The 20563-nt window shown below is 62.7% G+C and carries 23 protein-coding genes and 1 tRNA gene; 15 read left to right on the top strand and 9 right to left on the bottom strand.

Annotated features, from left to right (window positions below; translation table 11 throughout):
* Nucleotides 1–211 precede the first annotated feature (211 nt).
* The 11 genes from Q0Q48_RS26675 (at nucleotide 212) to Q0Q48_RS26625 (ending at nucleotide 7996) form a co-directional block, all read left to right on the top strand.
* Nucleotides 212–445, top strand: a complete 234-nt coding sequence (locus Q0Q48_RS26675) for a hypothetical protein (RefSeq protein WP_295145129.1) — start codon at nucleotides 212–214, stop codon at nucleotides 443–445.
* Between the two features lie 131 nt (nucleotides 446–576).
* The gene (locus tag Q0Q48_RS26670) at nucleotides 577–783 is read left to right on the top strand and encodes a helix-turn-helix domain-containing protein (protein ID WP_295145127.1); all 207 of its coding nucleotides are present in this window, start codon (nucleotides 577–579) and stop codon (nucleotides 781–783) included.
* Nucleotides 784–1036: 253 nt separating this feature from the next.
* Nucleotides 1037–1369 (top strand): hypothetical protein, encoded by a 333-nt coding sequence (locus Q0Q48_RS26665; RefSeq protein WP_295145125.1) that lies wholly within the window; start codon nucleotides 1037–1039, stop codon nucleotides 1367–1369.
* A complete protein-coding gene (locus Q0Q48_RS26660; RefSeq protein WP_295145122.1) occupies nucleotides 1366–2256 on the top strand; it encodes a hypothetical protein in 891 nt (296 codons plus the stop codon). The genes Q0Q48_RS26665 and Q0Q48_RS26660 overlap by 4 nt, the downstream gene beginning before the upstream one ends.
* Nucleotides 2253–3716, top strand: a complete 1464-nt coding sequence (locus tag Q0Q48_RS26655; RefSeq protein ID WP_295145120.1) for an AAA family ATPase — start codon at nucleotides 2253–2255, stop codon at nucleotides 3714–3716. Before Q0Q48_RS26660 ends, Q0Q48_RS26655 begins: the two co-directional genes overlap by 4 nt.
* Nucleotides 3703–4149, top strand: coding sequence for a DUF5681 domain-containing protein (locus Q0Q48_RS26650; protein WP_295145117.1), 447 nt, complete (start codon nucleotides 3703–3705; stop codon nucleotides 4147–4149). The genes Q0Q48_RS26655 and Q0Q48_RS26650 overlap by 14 nt, the downstream gene beginning before the upstream one ends.
* 259 nt (nucleotides 4150–4408) lie before the next feature.
* Nucleotides 4409–4639: a hypothetical protein gene (locus tag Q0Q48_RS26645; RefSeq protein ID WP_295145115.1), complete on the top strand. Its 231-nt coding sequence runs from the start codon at nucleotides 4409–4411 to the stop codon at nucleotides 4637–4639.
* Nucleotides 4636–4854, top strand: coding sequence for a hypothetical protein (locus Q0Q48_RS26640; protein ID WP_295145113.1), 219 nt, complete (start codon nucleotides 4636–4638; stop codon nucleotides 4852–4854). The genes Q0Q48_RS26645 and Q0Q48_RS26640 overlap by 4 nt, the downstream gene beginning before the upstream one ends.
* A gap of 71 nt (nucleotides 4855–4925) precedes the next feature.
* On the top strand, nucleotides 4926–5723 hold the full coding sequence (locus tag Q0Q48_RS26635; protein WP_295145110.1) for a hypothetical protein: 798 nt from the start codon (nucleotides 4926–4928) through the stop codon (nucleotides 5721–5723).
* A 421-nt stretch (nucleotides 5724–6144) separates the two neighbouring features.
* Nucleotides 6145–6660 (top strand): hypothetical protein, encoded by a 516-nt coding sequence (locus Q0Q48_RS26630; RefSeq protein ID WP_295145107.1) that lies wholly within the window; start codon nucleotides 6145–6147, stop codon nucleotides 6658–6660.
* 100 nt (nucleotides 6661–6760) lie between these two features.
* A complete protein-coding gene (locus Q0Q48_RS26625) occupies nucleotides 6761–7996 on the top strand; it encodes a hypothetical protein (RefSeq protein ID WP_295145105.1) in 1236 nt (411 codons plus the stop codon).
* Nucleotides 7997–8022: 26 nt separating this feature from the next.
* Here the strand turns inward: Q0Q48_RS26625 and Q0Q48_RS26620 are convergent, their stop codons facing one another.
* Together Q0Q48_RS26620 and Q0Q48_RS26615 are read right to left on the bottom strand one after the other, a co-directional pair.
* The gene (locus tag Q0Q48_RS26620) at nucleotides 8023–9474 is read right to left on the bottom strand and encodes a TIR domain-containing protein (RefSeq protein WP_295145102.1); all 1452 of its coding nucleotides are present in this window, start codon (nucleotides 9472–9474) and stop codon (nucleotides 8023–8025) included.
* 319 nt (nucleotides 9475–9793) lie between these two features.
* Nucleotides 9794–10849 carry a hypothetical protein gene (locus Q0Q48_RS26615; protein WP_295145099.1) on the bottom strand — a complete coding sequence of 352 codons (1056 nt, stop codon included), beginning with the start codon at nucleotides 10847–10849 and terminating at the stop codon, nucleotides 9794–9796.
* Nucleotides 10850–11038: 189 nt separating this feature from the next.
* On the opposite strand from Q0Q48_RS26615, the gene Q0Q48_RS26610 reads away from it, so the two are divergent.
* From Q0Q48_RS26610 to Q0Q48_RS26600, 3 genes are all read left to right on the top strand, one after another.
* On the top strand, nucleotides 11039–11497 hold the full coding sequence (locus Q0Q48_RS26610; RefSeq protein WP_295145097.1) for a thermonuclease family protein: 459 nt from the start codon (nucleotides 11039–11041) through the stop codon (nucleotides 11495–11497).
* Nucleotides 11494–11718 carry a hypothetical protein gene (locus Q0Q48_RS26605; protein ID WP_295145095.1) on the top strand — a complete coding sequence of 75 codons (225 nt, stop codon included), beginning with the start codon at nucleotides 11494–11496 and terminating at the stop codon, nucleotides 11716–11718. The genes Q0Q48_RS26610 and Q0Q48_RS26605 overlap by 4 nt, the downstream gene beginning before the upstream one ends.
* Nucleotides 11719–12128: 410 nt before the next feature.
* A complete protein-coding gene (locus Q0Q48_RS26600; protein ID WP_295145092.1) occupies nucleotides 12129–12470 on the top strand; it encodes a hypothetical protein in 342 nt (113 codons plus the stop codon).
* A gap of 40 nt (nucleotides 12471–12510) precedes the next feature.
* Here Q0Q48_RS26600 and Q0Q48_RS26595 read toward each other — a convergent pair whose 3' ends face one another.
* From Q0Q48_RS26595 to Q0Q48_RS26580, 4 genes are all read right to left on the bottom strand, one after another.
* A complete protein-coding gene (locus tag Q0Q48_RS26595; protein ID WP_295145091.1) occupies nucleotides 12511–13035 on the bottom strand; it encodes a hypothetical protein in 525 nt (174 codons plus the stop codon).
* Complete coding sequence (locus Q0Q48_RS26590; RefSeq protein ID WP_295145090.1) at nucleotides 13035–13355, bottom strand: STAS-like domain-containing protein; 321 nt, start codon at nucleotides 13353–13355, stop codon at nucleotides 13035–13037. Before Q0Q48_RS26590 ends, Q0Q48_RS26595 begins: the two co-directional genes overlap by 1 nt.
* Nucleotides 13356–13362: 7 nt before the next feature.
* Complete coding sequence (locus Q0Q48_RS26585) at nucleotides 13363–14289, bottom strand: hypothetical protein (protein WP_295145087.1); 927 nt, start codon at nucleotides 14287–14289, stop codon at nucleotides 13363–13365.
* Between the two features lie 348 nt (nucleotides 14290–14637).
* Nucleotides 14638–14727: transfer RNA gene (locus tag Q0Q48_RS26580), tRNA-Ser, on the bottom strand.
* Nucleotides 14728–14848: 121 nt separating this feature from the next.
* Between Q0Q48_RS26580 and Q0Q48_RS26575 the strand changes: the two genes are divergently transcribed.
* Nucleotides 14849–15196, top strand: a complete 348-nt coding sequence (locus Q0Q48_RS26575) for a hypothetical protein (RefSeq protein ID WP_295145085.1) — start codon at nucleotides 14849–14851, stop codon at nucleotides 15194–15196.
* A 21-nt stretch (nucleotides 15197–15217) separates the two neighbouring features.
* On the opposite strand, the gene lepA is transcribed toward Q0Q48_RS26575, so the two are convergent.
* From lepA to pheS, 3 genes are read right to left on the bottom strand one after another with little or no spacing between them, the layout of a single operon-like run.
* Nucleotides 15218–17020 (bottom strand): translation elongation factor 4, encoded by a 1803-nt coding sequence (gene lepA, locus Q0Q48_RS26570; protein WP_295145084.1) that lies wholly within the window; start codon nucleotides 17018–17020, stop codon nucleotides 15218–15220.
* 43 nt (nucleotides 17021–17063) lie between these two features.
* Nucleotides 17064–19460, bottom strand: coding sequence for a phenylalanine--tRNA ligase subunit beta (gene pheT, locus Q0Q48_RS26565; protein WP_295145082.1), 2397 nt, complete (start codon nucleotides 19458–19460; stop codon nucleotides 17064–17066).
* Complete coding sequence (gene pheS / locus Q0Q48_RS26560) at nucleotides 19457–20536, bottom strand: phenylalanine--tRNA ligase subunit alpha (RefSeq protein ID WP_295145079.1); 1080 nt, start codon at nucleotides 20534–20536, stop codon at nucleotides 19457–19459. The genes pheT and pheS overlap by 4 nt, the downstream gene beginning before the upstream one ends.
* Between the last annotated feature and the right edge of the window lie 27 nt (nucleotides 20537–20563).

Below are 20563 nucleotides of genomic sequence, written 5' to 3'. Positions count from 1 at the left end.
TTCTCCAGCAGGTTTGGACAAGGCTGCCATTTCTAGGTTGTTTGGCCCGGAGATAGCCGAGCCTTCTGCTTCGATCTCGTCCCCGCTACGCGTCGTGCCAGGCGCGCGGCGGATATCGAAAGCTCCGCCTCCTCCGCAATATGTCCATGGACCAGTAGGACCACTGCCAAAGCGTGTCCCCATTACCCCGGCTGCGGGGAGAATCGCAGCGTTGGATTCAACGCCCCAAAAAACCACGGCAGCACGGGCCGCCGGTCGGCGGGGCGCCGCAGTCCCGAAACCCGATGAAGCGATATTGGCCGAAATGAAAAGTCTCGAGGCCTTGGATGGCGACGGATTTTCCGTTCGAGCGTTCGTTCTGGTCAACGAGAAACGGATCAGCGGCCCCAACATCGACGCGAAGGTCCGGCGGCTTCAGCGTAAGTACGACAAGCAAAAGAGCTAGGTTTTGCTGGATGCGACACGTGCGACAACGCAGCCGACCCGTCGGCGTTGTCGCACGTTGTCGTTCGTTGTCGCATGAAAACCGCGCCGAATTGATTGAGTTTCAGCATCACGTTCACTCAAGGAGCGCTGATGCAAACGACGAACAACAGCGGACGCGACGCCCCAATTGCCCTCACTGTTAAGGGCGCCTGCGCGACCCTCTCGATAAGCCGGACCACCCTCTACGAGGAAATCGCGGCAGGTCGTCTGACGGCCAAGAAAGCCGGCAAGAAGACCTTGATCCCGACCAGCTCTGCGCTGGCGTGGCTCAACAACCTCCCCGCCAAAGCAGCCTGACAGAAAAGCGCCGGTCACGGGGTCACTCCCATGCCGGCGCTCGATGCTGTCTGTCTCAACCCGACCAAGGATCAAGAACTATGGATACCTTTCTACGCCCTCAGGCCTTTGCCGTCATTGAAAATTCGAGCCCGGCTCAACTGCCGCCAGCGAAAGCCGAGCGCGAAGACACCTGGAAGCACGTCTCGGTCGCCCTCGCCCCGGTCGTCGCGCGGCTGCGTCGCCTGCGCGCTCTCGACGTGGAGGAAGGGCGATGACCACTAGCCGCTTCGCACTCTACTCCGGGGAACATGGTGCCCAGATCCTCGAATTGAAGGGCCGGGAGGAATGGGCTCTTTCCAATCTTCTCGCTGCGGGTAGCCGAGGCTGCACGCCGATAGACCACCCCGGCCCAAGGTGGAGCGACTACGTCTTCAAGCTGAAGAAGCGCGGCATCGTGATCGAGACGGTCACCGAGGCGCATGGCGGCCCCTATGCCGGCCACCACGCGCGCTACGTCTTGCGCAGCAGGATAGAGCGTGTCTCGGGAAACTCTGCGCCGGTCGCGGCTCCGGTCGCTCATCACGAGCAGCACGCCACCCCATGAGCCGCAGCTACAACATCGTGCGCCCGGGCTTCTGGGCCTGGGCGAAGGAGAAGGAGTTGAGCGCCGCTGCACGCGAGTTGGCGCTCTACTGCCTGACCTCGCCCCATACCAACGGCATCGGGTGCTTCCGCCTGCCCATCGCCTACATCGCAGAGGATATGGGAACGGTACCGGCAACCGTTCGCAAGACGGTTTCCGAGCTGTCGAGAATAGGTTTCCTGCACCACGACGACTCGACGGGCTGGGTTTTCATTCCCGGCTTCCTCGATCACAACCCCATCGCCAACATCAACGTCGGCAAATCGCTGATGCCATTCGTTGAGGCGGTGCCCCGGAAAGCCCCGTTTTATAAGGCTTTTCTCGACGTCATCGAGCGCAGCGCTGAGCGGTTCCCGGAGGGTTTCATAGACCGTATGCGGAACGGTATCGGCGACGGTTCCGCGAACGGTATGCCGACCCACGATCACGATCACGATCACGATCACGATCACGATCACGAACACGACGCTGGCGCGGCCGTGTCGGCCGGAGAGCCGGAAGCTGATCCTGTTGCCGAGGCCTTCACCCTCTACCGCGAAGCCGCCCAGCGTCATGGCTGGAGCATTCCCCGCAAACTCGACGATGACCGCCGCAAGGCCCTGTCTCGGATCTTGAAAGAATGGGACGGGCTCGATGGGTGGCGCGCGGGGCTCGCCAAGGCTGAGGCCAGCGGCTTCCTCACCGGCAAGACGCCGCGAGACGAGGCGCACAAGGGCTGGCGCTGCAATCTCGACTTCCTAACGTCCCCCAGGAAGTTCCGGCGCCTCGTGGAAGGCGGCTACGGCGGCGACATGCCGATGCCCGGTCCAGTGTCCCCGCGCAGCACCTGGGCGGAGGGCATGCCATGAGCGAGCTGCTGCAAAACTACATCCGGCCGCCGGGTATCGAATCTCTCGCGGCGATCGAGGCGCGCGGCTTCGATGCCGAGGAGTTCCTGAAGCTGGATCTGGGCGTGGGTGAGCTGGCCGACCATCCGGGAGTGCTCGCTGTGCCGTACCGGGAGCAGGGGCAGGTCGTCGCCATCCACACCGGGACGTTCGCCAAGGGCGTTGTGGGCCTGCAGGGTGGCCGCTGGCTCGGGATGAGCGTCCCGCCGCTCTACAACGGCGACGTACTGCGGGACGCCTCGCTGGCCGATGAGCCCCTGATTGTCGTTGAGGGCGAGATGGCATGCTGGGCCGCTCTTGCCGCCGGCTTCCGCCGCTGCGTAGGGCTGCCGGCCTCGGTCGCCGGGAAGGGGCGGCAGCCTCACCTGGAGGCCGCTGCGGACCTGCTGAGGGATATTCCCCGCGCGGTGATATGCACCTTCGATGACGAGCACGGGCAGGCGCTGCGGGCCAACATTGCCGACACCTTGGGGCCGGTCCGCTGCCAGTGGGTGACCTATCCGCAAGGCTGTTCGGATCTGCCGAGCACGCTCCGGAGGTTCAAGGCGCGCGGCGTACAGGAGACCATCGCCCGGGCCCGCTGGTACTCCATGCCGGGCTTCTACAGCATGACCGAGTTGCCCGAGCCGCCGATCAATCCCGCATTCGGGACGGGCATTCTGGGGCTCGATGACCACATGCGTCTTCGCCGGGGTGACCTGACCATCATCTCGGGCGTCCCTGGCGCCGGTAAGACCACCTTCGCCAACGAAGTCTTCTGCCGCCTCGCCCTGGCACGCGGCTTCCGGACCATCTGGGCGAGCTTCGAACAGCGCAGTAAGCCCGACCACCGTACCAGCCTCCGGACCTTCCATGCCGGCAAGCCGGAAACGATCATGTCGCCGGCCGAGAAGGAAGCGGCCGACGCCTGGATCGATGAGCATTTCCGGTTCCTGGTACCCGATGACGACACCGAGGCGTCGCTGGACTGGCTGCTCGACATGCTGGGCGCCGCGGTCACCCGCTTCGATCCATTCGCCGTCGTGATCGACCCGTGGAACGCTCTGGAGCACAAGCGGCCACAGGGCATGACGACCACCGAGTACACGGGCGTCGCCATCGAGCGGATCAAGCGCTTTGCCCGCAAGCGCCGTGTCCATGTCGCCGTCGTCGCCCATCCGGCCAAAATGCAGCGCAACCGGGATGGCGAATACCCCAAGCCGACGCTCTACGACATCGCGGATAGCGCCCACTGGGCGAACAAGGCGGATCTCGGCGTCATGGTCTGGCGCAAGACCGGGGACACCGAGGCGGAAATCGCCGTCGTGAAGTCCCGCTATTACCGCGAGCTGGGCACGCCGGGAGCGGTGAAGGGCATCTACGACCAGAACACCGCGCGGCTGACCATTACCGATGACGGGGGAATGCGTGGCCAAGGCTGATACGTCCAAAAACGAAGCAAAAACCCGCGGCAAGCCTTTCCAGCCCGGCAACCCCGGCGGCCCCGGTCGGCCAGAGGGCAGCCGGAACAAGGCAACTTTGCTCCTCGACAAGATGGCCGGAGACGACGCTGAGGCCGTGCTCCGCAAACAACTTGAGTTGGCCAAGAACGGCGACCAGCGCGCCGCTGAAATCGTGCTGAGCCGTGTCTGGCCCGCGCGCAAGTCTCGCCCCGTATCGATTGCCCTACCGCCCGTCTCCACCGCGGCCGATGTTGTGTCGGCCCTAGGGACGGTCGCGGGCGCCATGGCGAACGGCGACCTGACACCGGACGAGGCTCAGGCCGTCTCTGCCGTCCTGGAGGGTAAGCGCCGTGCAATCGAGACCGTTGAGCTTGAAGCCCGAATCACCGCCTTGGAACAGGAGCGCAAATGACGACCATGACGAAGCGATTGAACGCGCTGGAGAAGGCTAGACCGTCAGTGGGCCCAAGAAGGGTCATCCGGCTCCTGGTCGAGCGGGACGAGGGCGAGTCGGCAGAGGCCGTCATTGCCCGATGGTGCGCAGAGAACCCGGACCAGCCCCCACCCGCTGCGGAGGATCTGATCATCCTTCGGTCCATCATTTCGCCGGGGATGCCGGCATGACCATCAGCACCCTTAACCGACGTATCTCGAAACTTGCAGGAGGGGCCATGAGCACGGAAGCCATCAACAAGCAGATCAACGAAACCCTCGCTGCCGCCCGCCAGCGTTCGCGCGAATGGTACCGGGCGGGCAACACTGGTCCGCTGCCCATGCGACCGCTTCGCGAGCCCGGTCCCGATGCGACCCGGGCCGAACGCAGGCTTTACGAGAGGCTGAAGGCCGGCCGAGCACGTGTGGAGCGTGATCGGGCGCAAAGGCAGGCGGAAGGCTCAGCATGAGCATCATTGCGCTGCGGCGCCGGATGCTTCGCATGGACCGTGGCCGGGAAAGTTCACGCCAGTATATCGAGCAGATGTCTGACGCCGAGCTGGAGGCTGCCATCGAGGTAGAGGTGCGCAAGACCGACCCGGCTCTTGCCGACCGGCTGCGGCGGGCGTCGGTCGAAGAGCGCGCGCAGTTGCACAAGCAGATGGCGGCTGGGGAGTTGCCGTGACCCCTGTACATTGCATCCCCAACTGGCACGATCCGGCAAACGGGCGATGGGGCGACTGCTACCGTGCGTGCTTGGCCTCCATCCTGGATCTGCCTTCCGAGCAGGTGCCGCACTTCATTCAGGACCGACAGGCCAAGCCAGAATGGCGGGACGATGAACGGGCGTGGCTCGCGGCCAGGGGGCTACAAGCCATTGTCATGGTGCTCAAATTGCCTCTGCCAACGATCCTGGAGTGGCTAGGAACGATGAATCCGGGCGTGCACTGCATTGTTATGGGCATGGGCTCTAACGGCATGCCTCACGCCGTCGTCGCGTGCGGGGGCAGTATAGTCCACGATCCAGCGGGAAACCTCGGCATCACTGGGCCCATGGAGGGTGGCCATCACGTCCTGACCTTCGTAGGACTCCGGTCGATGGCGAACCCCGCCACCAAGCCGGCCCTGGTCGTCGACATGTCCCCCATTGAGCGGCACGAACGCATCGGCCTGCATTTCAGCGGCGGTAAGGACAGCCTGGCGCTCCTCTACCTGCTGCGCTCCCATTGGGGGCGGCTCACGGTCTACCACGCGGATGCCGGCGACCTGCTTCCCGAGACCCGGGAAATCGTGGGCGCTGTAGAGGCCATGGTGCCGTCGTTCGTCCGCATCAACACAGACTCGCGGGCGTGGCGCCGGGCGAATGGCTTGCCGTCGGACATCGTCCCTTGGTCCTGCACGCCGATGGGTCGCGCCTTCAAGGGCGGCGGGACGGTCCCCCTGGTCGACCGGTTCGCCTGCTGCAGGGCGAGCATCTGGGAGCCCATGTACGAACGTGCGCGGGCTGATGGCGTCACCCTGGAGATTATCGGCACCCACGCCACTGCCGCATGATGCTGGCTCCCAGTACGTCCCCTTCAACGCCACGTCCCGGAAGCCCGCGGCAGACCTGGCGGCGAAGCGCGAGGCAGCCAAGGCCGCGCTCGTTGGCGGGCCAGTTCCGAGGAAACTCGCCCACCCCTGCGTCCAGGCTACCGCAATGGCACTGGCGGCGGCTATTCCCGACCGCCGCGGCGCGCTTACAGTGGGAGGCCCGGGCGTTGCCGGCGTAAGCGTGTCGTCCGAGATGGTCGACCGGTCACTGACCGTGCTGGATGGCATTATCGGGAGGGCGGAGGCCCTTGGGTATGCCGTCGTTACGCGTTCGGCGTCGGCGCGGCTTCAGATCGATGACGTGCAGCTGCCCTTCTAAATAAGCGAGACCTTCCGGCTCAGCGACGCCCCGCCCGACGTGGAGGAGCTAGAGCGGCGGCGCGTGTTCGAGGAGCGCTATCCTCTTCAGGTCGCCAGCTACGGTTTCGTCAATCCGTGGATGTACCGGCCCAGCAGAAGACTTTCGGTGTCGATCGGCTTCGGCGTGATGGATGGGCTGCGCAGCAAGTTTACGGACACACGGCTGGCGAAGGTCGAACAACGGGCAGACGAAATCCTAGCGGAGGCGGTGGCCCATGCTGCTTCCCACAAGGCCGTTCGGGAGAAGGTGGAGAGGCGGCAGGCAGAACGTCTCGCCGAGAGGGAAACTCAGCGTCTCGACGACAAGGACGAGGAACGCGCCAAGTTCATCTGTGAAATGGCAGACGATCTGCGGCGGATTGCTCAGATGAACTCGTTCGTGAAGCACCTACAGGCGGTTAACCCACCTCCGACGTCAGAGGCCGCTAAGTGCTTGCGATGGGGGGAGGAGCACTTGGAGGAAAGACCGGCCGCGTTGGAGCTGGCTGGTATGGAGAAGGCGGTCCATACAAGCGGGTTGTGGGTGGAGCGGGCTTAGGTCCGGCCGCACAGGCGATGCAGCCAAAGCAAGATTTTCCTCGGAGGAAGGTGCTGTGATTTCGCGTGATGAGCTGTACCGCCTCGTATGGTCTGAACCAATGACCACAGTCGCAGGCAGGTTCGAGGTTTCCAGCAACTACCTAGCTCGCATCTGCGACTATCTGAATGTGCCGCGCCCTGGGCGGGGCTATTGGGCGAAACTGGCGGTGGGCAAGGCTCCAGCGAAGGCTCTGCTCCCGCCGGCTGAACCAGGAGAGCCAGAGAGTTGGACGGGGAAAGGCGGGCCGGTCGTTCTGGCGAAGCCGCAAGCAAGCACGCCCCCTCGGGTCAGAAAGCCTCGTCGTGCTCGCGATCAGATCCACGAGCTGATCCGTGATGCCCGAGCGCACTTTGAAAACAGCCGGCCGATCGAGGACGGTGATTATCTAAGGCCGTTCAAGAAGATGCTTGTCGATGTGACGACTTCGAAGGGCGGCCTTGTGAAGGCACTCGCGCTTGCAAATAACCTGTTTAACGAACTGTCAGCGGCAGGCTATCGAGTCGCTCTCGCGCCTCACGTTGGGCATTATCGCCGCGAAGGAATAGACGAACGCGAGATAATCCCGAAGAAGGAGCGTGCTCGCTGGCGGCGAAGTCATTGGGCTCCCCAAAGTCCGACGGTGGTCTACGTCGGGACTGTCGCAATCGGCCTCTCGATCGTCGAGATGTCTGAAAACGTGGCAATGCGGTACGCGAACGGCAAGTATGTACGAGAGAGCGAATACGTAGCGCCGCGTGGGCGGTTCCAAACTGATCACAGCTGGACCACGACCCGTGACTTGCCATCAGGACGTATCAGGATTGATGCATATTCGCCGTACTACGAGGCGACATGGTCGAATAGCTGGCAGGAAGAAAAAGCGCGAACGCTAGACGGCCAGCTACGATCGATTATCCACGCCATTGAAGCCGCCGCGCCTGTTATTGTGGAGAAGCTGGCGGAAGCCGAGCGTGCGAGGGAGGCTCAGCGGCGACGATGGGAGGAAGAGGAGCGCCGCAGAGAACGAGACGCAGACCGAAAGAGCGTTAAGCAATCGGTCGTGGACAGCAAGGCCGAACTTCAGTCAGTAATTTCGCGTTGGTCCGATCTCATTAACACCGCGAAGTTTCTCTCGGAGGTAGCCGAGCGCGCGGCGGCGTTGCCAGAACCCGACAAGAGCAGAACCCTTGAGAGGTTGGCGCTAGCTCGATTCTTCCTTGGTGACCTTGACCCTCTTGGGCCATTTCTGGAGTGGAGGACACCTCAGGAGCGCTATACGTCGCGTTACCCAGATGATGGAGCGGAGGGCTCGTGAATGTTGCTGAGAGCCCATGCCAGCGTTCAAAGAGTATCAAGATTGTCGAGATTCAAAGGCCGCAGTAGGGTGTCTTGCCAGAAGTTCCGATACTCTCCGACCCTGTTGCGCTCGTAACCTTTCATGACTGCCTCCTTGAGCGCAGAGGCACTGGAAAAGCCCGTAAGAGTAGCCAGAGCACTGAACCCCTTCTTTCGAGTTGCGGCCAGAAAAAGTGGAAACTCTCGGTAGCGGTCCGCATAGTACATAAGTTGTGGAAACCAGTGCTTGTCTGAACTCGCAAGGGCCACAAAAAAAAGCACAAGATCTGCTTCGATCAATGATTCGAAGGGAAGGTCGGCTCGTTGCGCGTGCATCTTGAACAGCTCGGCTGCAGGGCTATAAAGCTGAATGTTCTTTGGCTCCCCCAGAACTGTCTGAAGCGTGCGCGAGTACGCATAGAATGCTTCATAGGTCTCGAACTTCGTATCACCGTACCTCTCCGTAGGCGCCTTCAGGTAGTGGAAGGAAAGTATCTCGCGAAGCGTAACGTATGAGTGTGTCTTTAGGAGAGCTGCCACTACGTAGAGGAACGTCTCATAGACAAATAGTCGATGCGCTTCGAACCATGCGTCGTTCCAGCTGGTTACTTCTTCAGGTCTCGCGCTCACGCCTTTCAGGCGCTCAAGCATTTGACAAAGCGCATCCGGGAAATCGGCGCTTCCGGGCAGTTCCGCCTCTAGGAGAACCCAGTCCACAATTAGGTCTCGGGCGGACACAAGCTTTCGAAAATCTTCGATGACCTTCTGGCCAAAATTCTCTTCGGAAGGACGTTCACGGATTCGAAGTACGTCCGCGTATTCAATGCATGCGTTCAGAAATGCACTCCGATATCGAACAATGCCGTGGCGGTTCGTGAGTAGCGCCGATTTTAAGTCCTCAAACTTGGCCCTGACCGGCGACATATTGGTCGAAGCCTCTTCCTGCAGATAGGCGGGAGGAAGCCCTAAAGCGGGTTTGACTAATCGGGGCTTTCCATAAATCTCACGTACAAGCTGTTCCCAGTTCTCGTTCGTCTTCTCCGCTGTCGAAAAGTCAATTCCGATTCTTCCGGCAAGATAGGCCGGCAGTAGGGCTTCATGATTTTCATTGAAAGCGCAAAGGATCGGAATGAACTTCGATTGCACTACCTTCTTGTAGACTTCGGTCGATATCAGCTGCGTCTCTGTTCCAACCCCGGCGCGTCGGGCGTCTGCTTTCTCAGCATATTGCTTGTCGCAAACTACTAGCACATGACTGACCGAGGCATCGGTAACCGATCTTTCCATGAAGGCGTGTTTATCGTCACCCGGCTTGAGGTCGTAAGCATCAATGACAACCTCGACGCCGTTCGACATCAACCGATCGGCCCAGGAGCGAACCAGCTCCTTGTGTTCTGGGCTACTCCAACTGTAGGAAATGAATACCTTCGGTGGATTAGAGGTAGTGGTGTTTGCCATGAGTGCAGCCTTCTAATCATTAGTCCATATGGTCGATGGTCGAGAGGGTGCTGAATTTAGGCCTTCGCCGGGCACCCTTTCAGCATGCGCACCCTGGCGGTGTTCTGCAGGTCTTCTTGGTGCTGATGCAGGTATCGCCGCAAGGCTGCCCCTTGGTGCAGCGCTTGCAGCAGGAGCGCGCGTGCTGGGCCGCTTCGCCCCATGTCAACGTCGTTGCCGGCGGAGCGGACTGATTAGGCCACGGCGTGTAGTCCGCGGCTGCCACGGGAGCCGCCCAAATCAGCAGCAGCGTGACGAGTGCCCGACGTGCTGGCACTGCCTATTCTTTCATTACCTCATAGACTGCTTGGCGCAGCGCCGATTCTACTTTGGCCACCCGGCCGGCGCTCTCCCCGCGCTCAGCCTTTCCAAATGTGGTGAACAAATAGTGTGTACCGTCGCCCGCCGGAACGACGGTATAGCGGAAATCGAACACATCGCCTTGTTCCTCGCAAGCCGTGAACAAGCGAAGCACGGCCTTTGATCTTTCGTCAGCGACCGAGCCGGATGCAAATTTGCCTTTGCAAGCCTTGGCGTCATCTCCAATGATGGTTGCATTCACTTCCTCAAGCGTCACTTTCTTGTTCGGAAGTATCCTGAGGGTGCCGATGAGTCCTTCCGCCCGCCACACCACGTCCGATCCCGACAAATAGTCGCTGTTGAGTTCTGCAATTTCCTTCTTGGTGAGAATGCGAAAATTCGACATGTCCCCTTGAGCAAGTATGTTGGCCACCACTTTCGTCGCCTCTAGTCTCTGTTCGGGCGTGACTGCACTTCCCTGAGATCCAGCGTTATGAGGAACGAGTGGAGCCGGTGCGGCTTGCTGAACTGGAGCATTTCCCGAGTAGCGGCTGGCGCAATTCAGAACCTCGGTGAGAGCGGCATACGTGCCGTCAAGGTTGAACCCATACGTTTGGCCTTCGGCGTACACCTTCATGTGGTAGCCTTTGCGCATCAAGTTGAAGACAGTGCTCTTGGCGGGAAGCTCTGCCGTCGCGACCGTGGCATCTCGCGCAACCGCCTGAAGGTTGTGAGGACCAGCCCCATCTACATAGATTGCGATCGGGACTTGCTGGCCCTTGGTGAACTGCCAGCGCGGATGGGTCCATCCTACTCGCCACGTATAGTCTCCGGAGATCGAGAATAGCATCGTAATGCCGCTATTGTACGTTGCTGACATTGCGCAGTGTGAGAATTGGCCGCGCGTGCTGGTGTAAGCGCCCATCTGCCAGCCGGCGACCTCACGGTTAGAGCCAGGTATCTGCTCTGCATTTGCGGGCCCAGAAAGCAAAGCCAATAGCGCGCCGCACGCGGCGGGAATTGCCCAAGTCTTCAATGTGCTCTCCCCCAAATTCCCACAGGCCGAGCATTGCCAACAGCGGCCAGCCCGTCAACCTTACGTTGAGCGGAGACGGCGCTCTTCGGGCTAAGGTCTTGCGCTCCATTCTTGGCGCCTTGTGCGACGGAGATCTGACCGAGCGCCCATGCTGCTAGGCTGCCGCCGAAGAGAGAGGGAGAAGGGGTAGTGCGTTTCTGGACCTTGATCTTGGTGCAGGCAGTTCTTGGCCTGTTGTTCACTCCCGCTACGGTGCTTGCGCAGACTGTCACCGATGGCGACACGCTAAAGGTCAACGGCGTGACCTATCGGCTCTGGGGAATCGACGCGCCAGAAGCCAAGCAGGACTGCCCGGACGGCTGGGCCGCGGGGCGCCTCGCGACCACACATCTGCAATCCCTGATTTCTGGCCGCAATGTCATCTGCGAGAGGAAGGACACCGATCGATATGGCCGGACGGTCGCGGTTTGCCGGGCGGGCGGCGAGGATCTGGGGGCGATGATGGTCCGCGACGGGTATGCTTGGGCCTTCCTTCGGTACAGCGCGGACTATGCAGGCCAAGAGGCACTGGCGAAAAGGGAAGGGCTAGGCGTGCATCGGCATGATTGCGTGCCGGCATGGGACTGGCGAGCGGCGCAACGCCAATGAGAGATTCGTACTCTTACCCGCCGCGCGGCCTAAGCCGTGAGGAAGCCGCGCGCTATGTCGGCGTCGGCACCTCATTCTTCGACACCTTGGTGGCGGACGGTCGCATGCCTAAGCCGTTCCGGATCGGCAAGCGGGTCATCTGGGATAGTTACAAGCTCGATGCCGCATTCTCAGAGCTGGGGGAGGCGCGCAGCAATTACTTCGACGGGCCGGTTTCCTAACCTGCACTGCTAGCAGCACGTTGGCCGCAGAGATTCGCCTTGCATTCGTGAAGTCCGGTTCATGAGGTCCCTACAAATGGTCGCGCCTGTTCGCGCGTCGTCCATCGCAAGGAGCCTGCAATGATCGAGTTTGCTGTCACTGCCCGCGGCCTTTATTTCCGCTTCCACCTCGCGCCCGAGACCCTGGTGCTGATGCTCATCCTCGCGCGCGTGGTTCAGCGCTTCCTGTAAGCGCCAGCCACTCCCGCAATCCATGGTGTAGCCAGCAATGCAAGCCGCGGACGAATCGCGCCGCGCTCATGACGGCATGCGGACTCGTCGGCAGACGCCGGCCGACCCCAGGCGCTACGACTCCGGGCGAGACAGAACTGGGTGGCGGGCGTGGGGCCGCAGCCTACCCGGAGATCGACATGGTCCAGCGCAGCCCGAACAGTCACGAGATCAAGACCCGCGCCTTTCCCTTTGTCGCACGCCTGCGCCGCGAGGAACCCTTCAGGGCAGCCGACGCGGCCGAGTGGCAAGGGGCCGCTGATCGCATCGCTGGTGGCCCGGACCGCTGGTATGCTCATGCGGGCTGGAAGCATGACTACGGCTTCAAGCTGATCGGCTTTGCCACCCAGGCCCAAGCCGACGAGATGCTTGGTGTGCATTCCAAGACAGTCCGAAACTACATCGTGGCCGGAAAGCTGAAGTTGAACGGCTGCGGCCAAATCCCAATTGAGGCCGTCGATAAGATACGATCCGTCGCGTAGTTGCGCGGTATTGACCTCGCCGAAAGCAGTCGGAGCTCGGTTACTGGCCTTTCAGACGGGATCCGATCACGAAGAGGTCAGCCCGACGAGCACGCAATGCGACGGCAGTCAGATCGGCAGCAACTAGGCGTATCAATCTAACGCGGCTTTCGTCAGCCTTGCGCTTCATACCCTGGAAGCTGCCTCCAGTAATGGCCTCCCAGTACTGGTCTTCCAGCTGGCGAATTTGCGAGGACCCGAAGCCTCGGCATACTGCCTCGCAATAGGTACGAAGACCTTGCATGCGATGAAGGCTGGCCTGGAGGTCGTCGCCAATCTGAGCCGCAAGAATCGACTGGTCCTGTCGCCAGTACGCGACGGCGTCTTTTTCAATCGTGCTGACAAGCTCCCGGAACTCCTTGGCCCGCTCGCTCAGATCAGTTGTTAGTAGTTCTTTGGTTTTTGAAACGCGCCCAGCCCAGTAGCTGAAAACACCGCTGATGGCGCCGCCGGCAAGCGCCGCGGCAATGTACTGCGTCGCCTGCCATAGAAGACTTTGCTGCGTCGGATCCGGAGGCGTCGCCATTACCGATTTGCCGAAAGAACCCCGATTATTCGATCACGATAGGGCACATATTGGGGCGTGTCGGCGCGGATCTGCACACGACGCAGCAGTTCCTTCGATGACCAGCGACCCAATCGCAGAAGTCCCCCAAAGGCCGCGTCGATGAATGAGGAAGGATAGCCCGCCGTTCCATCCAAAATGATGATGAGGTCCTCACCCTTTTCCAAGGGTGGGATAAGGAAATCCTCACGGAAATGCTGCCCCGTATGCGTCCCATCTTCGCGGAAGCGGCCGACGGGCGTCGAGCTGAAGTCCCTCGCAATGTTGATTTCGACCGTCAAAGCACCATCATCCTTCTGGAACCAACAGCGACCACTCAACTATAGTGCCGACTACGGGCTCCGCGTGCTGCGTCGATACCCACTGCCGGTCACGATACAATACCTCTCCGAAGCCGCTCAACACTCTCATCCAGTTATGCGGACTTCCATCGACAAACATCTGCATGTCGTGGAAGCCTTGACCGCGCCCTTGGTGGCCTGTCGAGGATCTGCCATACTGGAGGGCCGCCTGGATTCGTGAAGCGTCGTCGTTCCTGCCTGGGAAAAATTGCGTCATATATCCCTCCAGGTGTTCCCAGAGCCCACTCCTGGGAAGGCGAGCGGGGATGCCTACGCCTTGATCTAGGAACGCGATGCGAAGTTGTCCATTCTTCGGGTCGAAATCTGCCGTCATCCACCAGCGGTTATGAAGGCGAGGCCAATCGTCCGGATCCGGATCCTTGTAAGCATGATGAATTACATTGTTCATCGCTTCGCAAAGAGCGTCGAAGAAGTTCAGGCTGTTGGGCACGCTGCCGCAGAGAGTGTGCAGCTCATCGCGAAGCTGGACAACGCTCGCGGGATCGACCGAATCATTCCGACGCATCCGGAGTACCTTGGTCGGAGATGCGGAAGGCGGGTCATCCGGCAGGTTTGCTACTTCGAGGAGTTCGAACAATCCCACATCTCGGAAGTAGCGACGGATTGAGGGCGCCCAGGCGGCGAAGTCGTAAACGCGAGGTTTGGTCCAAACGTTACGGTGCTGCCGCCACCTATCGATCTCCGCCGCAACATAGAGCGCAGCAGCCGGCGCGGCGAGTTGGACATCTGTGAAGTCCAGATAGACGCGCAGGAGCGCTCCAAAAAGCTTCCTAATTCCAGCGGTAAACTGTGCAACCTCGTTGCGACTTGTCCCAAAGTGCAGCTGTCGCGGGGCATTTAGGACGTAGTGCACCTCTCGTGAACCCTTGAACCGCAATCGCTCCAAGCGGCGCGCGAACTGCCGACCCTCTGCCAATTTGCCGACTGGTGTCCGAGGCTGAGGAATTGGTGCGCGGCCCAGCCGGTACCGTCGCAGCCTTCGCCTGTCGGCTGCTGCGCGCCTAATCTGCATGTGCCGGTTCCAGGGAGAAGGCTTCTTCACGCGCTCCTCTGCTGGCTGGTCATTCGAGCGGCCAATGCGATCGGCCGGACAGCACCTGTCGTAAAGGAGGGTGCGGCTTTCGACTGGTGGGTAGAAAGGGGGGTAGGCTGATCAGCGAGCTTATAAAACACTGATTTTCCAGCCTAAATCCGGAATGTATGGCGGACAGGGCGGGATTCGAACCCGCGGTGGCTGTTACACCACGCACGCTTTCCAAGCGTGTGCCTTAAACCGCTCGGCCACCTGTCCGGGAAGCGCGGTCGGCCGCTCTTATACATCGGTGGATGGTTTGGGCAACGTCCTTCCCCGCCGCGGACCGCTTGGCTAGGGTCGACGGGTTACCTGACCGGCGCTTGGGGGAGTAATGGTCGTGTTTCGTGCCCTAGGCTGGCTGTTCCTGGCCCTTGCTGTCGCAGTCATCGTGCACGACCTGCTCACCTGGTGGTCGCAGGGCAGCTATCCTTTTTCGACCTTCGGAAGCCTCTGGGCGCATCTCGATCCGGCGTCGCTCGGCAACACGCAGACATCGGCGCGGCGCCATCTGTCGGGCGTGCTGTGGACCTGGATGATGCGGCCCCTGCTCACCGTGCCGGCGGTTCCGGCCTTCCTGGTGCTGGGCCTCGTCCTGGTCTGGATCGGGCGTCGTGACCTCGGGCGCCCGGATCCCGGCGTTCTGATGGGCTCGCGCCCGCGCCGGCGCCGTGGCGGGCTCTCCTGATCCCGCCCGACCAGATCCGGTCTAGCGGCTGTCCATCTTGAGGGCGGCGATGAAGGCCGACTGCGGGATCTCCACGTCGCCGACCTGCCGCATGCGCTTCTTGCCCTTCTTCTGCTTCTCCAGCAGCTTCTTCTTGCGGCTGATGTCGCCGCCGTAGCACTTGGCCAGCACGTCCTTGCGCATCGCGCTGATCGTCTCGCGGGCGATCACGCGGCCGCCGATCGCCGCCTGGATGGCGATCTTGAAGAGCTGGCGCGGGATCAGGTCCTTCAGCCGCTCGCACAGCGCCCGGCCGCGCTGCTCGGCCTGGTTCTTGTGGACGATGATCGACAGCGCATCGACGGGCTCGCCGTTCACCAGGATGGTGAGCTTCACCAGCTCGCCTTCCTCGTAGCCGATCATCTCGTAGTCGAAGCTGGCATAGCCGCGGGTCACCGACTTCAGCCGGTCGTAGAAATCGAACACGACCTCGTTCAGCGGCAGGCGGTAGACCGCCATGGCGCGCGAGCCAGCATAGGTCAGCTCGACCTGCTGGCCGCGACGCTCCTGGCAGAGGGTCAGGACGGCGCCGAGATGCTCGTCGGGAGTCATGATCGTGGCCTTGATCCACGGCTCCTGCATGCTCTCGATGTGCGAGGGATCGGGATAGTCGGCCGGATTGTGCAGCTCGATCTCGGTCCCGTCGGACATGCGGATCTTGTAGACGACGGACGGCGCGGTCGTGACCAGGTCGAGGTTGAACTCGCGCTCCAGCCGCTCCTGCACGATCTCGAGATGCAGCAGGCCGAGGAATCCGCAGCGGAAGCCGAAGCCCAGCGCCGCGCTCGATTCCGGCTCGAAGTGGAACGACGAATCGTTGAGGCGCAGCTTCGACAGCGATTCTCGCAGCGTCTCGAACTCCGCGGCGTCGGCCGGGAACAGACCGCAGAAGACTACGGGGACGCTCGGCTTGAAGCCGGCCAGCATCTCGGGCGCCGGCTTGCGGTCGTCGGTGATCGTGTCGCCGACCTTGCAGTCCGCGATGGTCTTGATGCCGGCGATGATGAAGCCGATCTCGCCGGGACCCAGTTCGGCTACGTCGGTGGCTTTCGGCGAAAAGACGCCGACCTTGTCGAGGTCGTAGGCCGCCGCCGCCGCCATCATGCGGATGCGCATGCCCTTCCGGAGCACGCCGTCCTTGACGCGCACCAGGGTGACGACGCCGAGATAGGGGTCGTACCAGCTGTCGACCAGCAGCGCCTTCAGCGGCGCGTTGCGGTCGCCGGTCGGCGCCGGCAGGCGCTTGACCATCGCTTCCAGCAGGTCGTCGATGCCAAGGCCGGTCTTGGCCGAGACCTTCACCGCCTCCGACGTGTCGATGCCGATCACGTCCTCGATCTCGGTGCAGACGCGCTCGGGATCGGCCGAGGGCAGGTCGATCTTGTTCAGGACGGGGATGATCTCGTGGTTCGAATCGATCGCGTGATAGGCGTTGGCCAGGGTCTGCGCCTCGACGCCCTGGCTGGCATCGACCACCAGCAGCGAGCCCTCGCAGGCCGCCAGCGACCGGCTGACCTCGTAGGCGAAGTCGACATGGCCCGGCGTGTCCATCAGGTTCAGCACGTAGGTCCTGCCGTCCTGCGCCGGATAGTTGAGGCGCACGGTCTGCGCCTTGATGGTGATGCCACGCTCGCGCTCGATGTCCATCGAATCGAGCATCTGGTCCTGGAACTCGCGTTCGGTCACGGCACCGCAGCGCAGCAGCAGCCGGTCGGCCAGCGTGCTCTTGCCGTGGTCGATATGGGCGATGATCGAGAAGTTCCGGATCAACGACAGGTCGGTCATTTCTGCTGACGCCTACGCTTGTTCGAGAAAAGTACCGTTCGTATTACCCGCGCAGCACGGCCCCCGTCGCCTTGGCGACGGCAGCCACGATCTTGTCGGACACCGCCTCGATCTCCGCATCGGTCAGGGTACGCTCGACCGGTTGCAGGGTGACGGCGATGGCCAGCGACTTCTTGCCCTCCGGCACGCCCTTGCCGGCATAGAGATCGAAGACGCGGGCCGCGGTGATCATCACCTTGTCGGCGTTGCGCGCGGCGCGCACCAGCTTTTCCGCCTCGACGCCCGCGTCGACTAGGAAGGCGAAGTCGCGCTCCAGCGGCTGGAAGGCCGACAGGACCAGCTTCGGCCGCGCCTTGGTGGCCTTTGCCTTGGGCAGTGGCGGCGCATCGAGGAATACTTCGAAGGCGGCCACAGGTCCCTTGAGGTCGGCGGCGGCGACGATCTCGGGATGCAGCTCGCCGAAATAGGCCATCACGCGATCGCCAAGCTTGAGCGCGCCCGAGCGGCCGGGGTGATACCAGTTCGGCGCACCTGGCTGGGACGACAGCGTGTCCGGCGCGCCGATGGCGCTGAGCACCGCCAGCGCATCGGCCTTGGCGTCGAAGGCATCGACGGGGCGTGCGGGCCCCGCCCAGTTGCGCGGGACCGCCATGTGATGGCGGATGCCGGCCGCCACCGTGCGCTGGCCCTGCGGCGTCGCATCCTTGTATTGCGGGCCGACCTCGAACAGCGCCGGATCGGCGAGGCCGCGCGCCTCGTTGCGCGAGGCCGCATCGATCAGGTTGGGCAGGATCGAGGGCCGCATCGTGTCGAGCGTCGCGTCGATCGAGTTGAGCAGACGCACGTCCGCACCGCCGCCGCCGAAACGCTCGGCCTTCTTCAGCGGGAGGAAGGACCAGGTCACGGCCTCATTCATGCCGCGCGCGGCGAGCGCCCGCCGCGCCTGCGGCGTGCGCCGCTGCAGGGCATCGCGCACCGGCCTGGAGGTGGCCGACAGGCTCGGCAGCGAGGTCGTCGGGATGTTGTCGAAGCCGAAGACGCGAGTCACTTCCTCGACGAGATCGGCCTCGCCCACGATGTCGGGGCGCCAGGACGGCACGGAGGCGGTCCACGGGCCGCTGCCCTCGATGCCGAATCCCAGCTTCGTGAGGATGGAGGCCGTGTCGGCGGCCGAGACCTCGATGCCGGTCAAGTTCTTCACGCGATCCGTGCGCAGCTCGTAGCGGCGCTGCCAGGCCGGCATCACGCCGCTGCGGGTGATCTCGCTGCACTCGCCGCCGCACAGGTCGAGGATCAGTCGCGTCGCGACATCGGTTCCCCATTCGACCGACTGCGGATCGATGCCACGCTCGAACCGGTACCGTGCATCGGATTGGATGCCGAGTTTGCGGCCGGTGGCGGCGACGCGGATCGGGGTGAAGTAGGCGACCTCGAGGAACACCTCGGTGGTGCCTTCCTGGACGCCCGTATCCTCGCCGCCCATGATGCCGCCGATGCCGTGCACGCCCTTCGCATCGGCGATCACCGATACCGCGGGATCGAGCGTGTAGGTCTTGCCGTCGAGCGCCAGGATCTGCTCGCCTTCGCGCGCCTGGCGCATGACGAGGTCGCCGGAGAGCTTGGCGGCATCGAACACGTGCAGCGGGCGGTTGAGGTCGAAGGTCACGAGGTTGGTGATGTCGACCAGCGCCGAGATCGGGCGCAGGCCGATCGCCTTCAGCCGGCGTTGCAGCCAGTCGGGCGAGGGGCCGTTCTTCACGCCGCGGAAGTGCCGGCCGACCACGATGGGGCAGGGGCTGTCGGGCGCGGCCTCGTAGCCGTGCGTCCATTTGATCGGGCTCGCGTAGCTGCCGGCGATCCTGTCCATCTTCACGGGCTTCAGCGTGCCGAGGCCGGCGGCGGCGAGATCGCGCGCGATGCCGTGCACGCCGAGGCAATCGCCGCGATTGGGCGTCACCTTGATCTCGATCACCGCGTCGTCGAGGCCCAGCGCCTCGGCCGCCGACTGGCCGGTCACGGTTTCGGCCGGCAGGTCGATGATGCCGCTATGATCGTCGCCGAGCTGCAGCTCGCGTGCGGAGCAGAGCATGCCGTTGCTCTCCTCACCTCGGATCTTGCTGGCCTTCAGCGTGATGCCGGTGCCGGGAATGTAGCTGCCGGTCGGCGCGAAGATGCCCTTCATGCCGGTGCGCGCGTTGGGCGCGCCGCACACGACCTGGAGGATGCCGGTGCCGGTATCAACCTTGCAGACCCTCAGCCGGTCGGCGTTGGGATGCTGTACCGCTTCGACCACGTAACCGACGATGAAACCCTTCAGGGTCTCGGCCGGGTTGGTGATGCACTCGACCTCGAGGCCGAGCATGGTGAGCGTGTCGCGCACCTGCACGAGCGTCGCGTCGGTGTCGAGATGCTCCTTGAGCCAGGACAGGGTGAACTTCATTTCACGGCCTCCAGAGCCGAGAAGCCGTAGTGGCGCAGCCAGCGCAGGTCGGCGTCGAAGAAGGCGCGCAGGTCAGGAATGCCGTATTTCAGCATGGCGATGCGATCGATGCCCATGCCGAAGGCGAAGCCCTGGTAGACGGCGGGATCGAGGCCGCAATTGGCGATCACGTTGGGGTGCACCATGCCGGAGCCCAGGATCTCCAGCCAGGAATCGCCGGCGCCGATCTTCAGTTCGCCGCCCTTCCACGAGCAGCCGATATCGACCTCGGCCGACGGTTCGGTGAAAGGGAAGTAGGAGGGGCGGAAGCGCAGCGGCAGGTCGTCGACCTCGAAGAAGGCGCGGCAGAAATCGACCAGGCAGCCCTTGAGATGGCCCATGTGCGTCGTGCGGTCGATCACCAGGCCCTCGACCTGGTGGAACATCGGCGTATGCGTGGCATCGCTGTCGATGCGGAAGGTGCGGCCGGGAACGATGATGCGCAGCGAGCCGCCGTCGGCCAGGCGCTTCTGCACGTCCTTGTTCAGCATCGTTCGTGCCTGGACAGGAGACGTGTGCGTGCGCAGTACCATCGGCGTGCCGTCAGCGCGCGACGGCAGATAGAACGTGTCCTGCATCTGGCGCGCCGGATGGTCGGGCGGGATGTTGAGGGCGGTGAAGTTGTGCCAGTCGTCCTCGATGTCCGGACCATCGGCCCAGGTGAAACCCATTTCGCCGAAGATGGCGCCGATCTCGTCCATCACCTGGCCGATCGGATGCAGTGTGCCCTGTCCCTCGGGTCGCACCGGCAGGGAGACGTCGATCTTCTCGGATGCGAGCCTGGCTTCGAGGGCCGAGGCGCTGAGCGAGCCCTTGCGCGCCTCGAGCGCCGCTTCGATTTCGCCCTTGAGCTGGTTCACCCGCGCGCCGAACTCCTTGCGCTGCTCGGGCGCCAGCCCGCCCAGCGTCTTCATCAGGCCGGTGACGCTGCCCTTTTTGCCGAGCGCCGCCACGCGGGCGGCCTCCAGCGCGCCGAGATCGGCGGCGGCCTGCACGGCGTCGAGCGCCTCGCTGCGAATCGTCGAAAGATCGTCCATCTTTCCCACTCTCGAAACCGAACACGA

The organism is uncultured Reyranella sp. (genome assembly GCF_945957355.1).
In the GTDB taxonomy this organism is placed as follows: Bacteria; Pseudomonadota; Alphaproteobacteria; order Reyranellales; family Reyranellaceae; genus Reyranella.
This window is presented reverse-complemented; position numbering and strand designations above follow the sequence as displayed.

Bases quoted from the DNA above. Each gene is read 5' to 3' on its own strand.
- Q0Q48_RS26670 (WP_295145127.1), top strand. From the start codon at position 577: ATGCAAACGACGAACAACAGCGGACGCGACGCCCCAATTGCCCTCACT.
- Q0Q48_RS26665 (WP_295145125.1), top strand. From the start codon at position 1,037: ATGACCACTAGCCGCTTCGCACTCTACTCCGGGGAACATGGTGCCCAG.
- Q0Q48_RS26660 (WP_295145122.1), top strand. From the start codon at position 1,366: ATGAGCCGCAGCTACAACATCGTGCGCCCGGGCTTCTGGGCCTGGGCG.
- Q0Q48_RS26655 (WP_295145120.1), top strand. From the start codon at position 2,253: ATGAGCGAGCTGCTGCAAAACTACATCCGGCCGCCGGGTATCGAATCT.
- Q0Q48_RS26645 (WP_295145115.1), top strand. From the start codon at position 4,409: ATGAGCACGGAAGCCATCAACAAGCAGATCAACGAAACCCTCGCTGCC.
- Q0Q48_RS26640 (WP_295145113.1), top strand. From the start codon at position 4,636: ATGAGCATCATTGCGCTGCGGCGCCGGATGCTTCGCATGGACCGTGGC.
- Q0Q48_RS26625 (WP_295145105.1), top strand. From the start codon at position 6,761: ATGACCACAGTCGCAGGCAGGTTCGAGGTTTCCAGCAACTACCTAGCT.
- Q0Q48_RS26620 (WP_295145102.1), bottom strand. From the start codon at position 9,474: ATGGCAAACACCACTACCTCTAATCCACCGAAGGTATTCATTTCCTAC.
- Q0Q48_RS26605 (WP_295145095.1), top strand. From the start codon at position 11,494: ATGAGAGATTCGTACTCTTACCCGCCGCGCGGCCTAAGCCGTGAGGAA.
- Q0Q48_RS26600 (WP_295145092.1), top strand. From the start codon at position 12,129: ATGGTCCAGCGCAGCCCGAACAGTCACGAGATCAAGACCCGCGCCTTT.
- Q0Q48_RS26595 (WP_295145091.1), bottom strand. From the start codon at position 13,035: ATGGCGACGCCTCCGGATCCGACGCAGCAAAGTCTTCTATGGCAGGCG.
- lepA (WP_295145084.1), bottom strand. From the start codon at position 17,020: ATGACCGACCTGTCGTTGATCCGGAACTTCTCGATCATCGCCCATATC.
- pheT (WP_295145082.1), bottom strand. From the start codon at position 19,460: ATGAAGTTCACCCTGTCCTGGCTCAAGGAGCATCTCGACACCGACGCG.
- pheS (WP_295145079.1), bottom strand. From the start codon at position 20,536: ATGGACGATCTTTCGACGATTCGCAGCGAGGCGCTCGACGCCGTGCAG.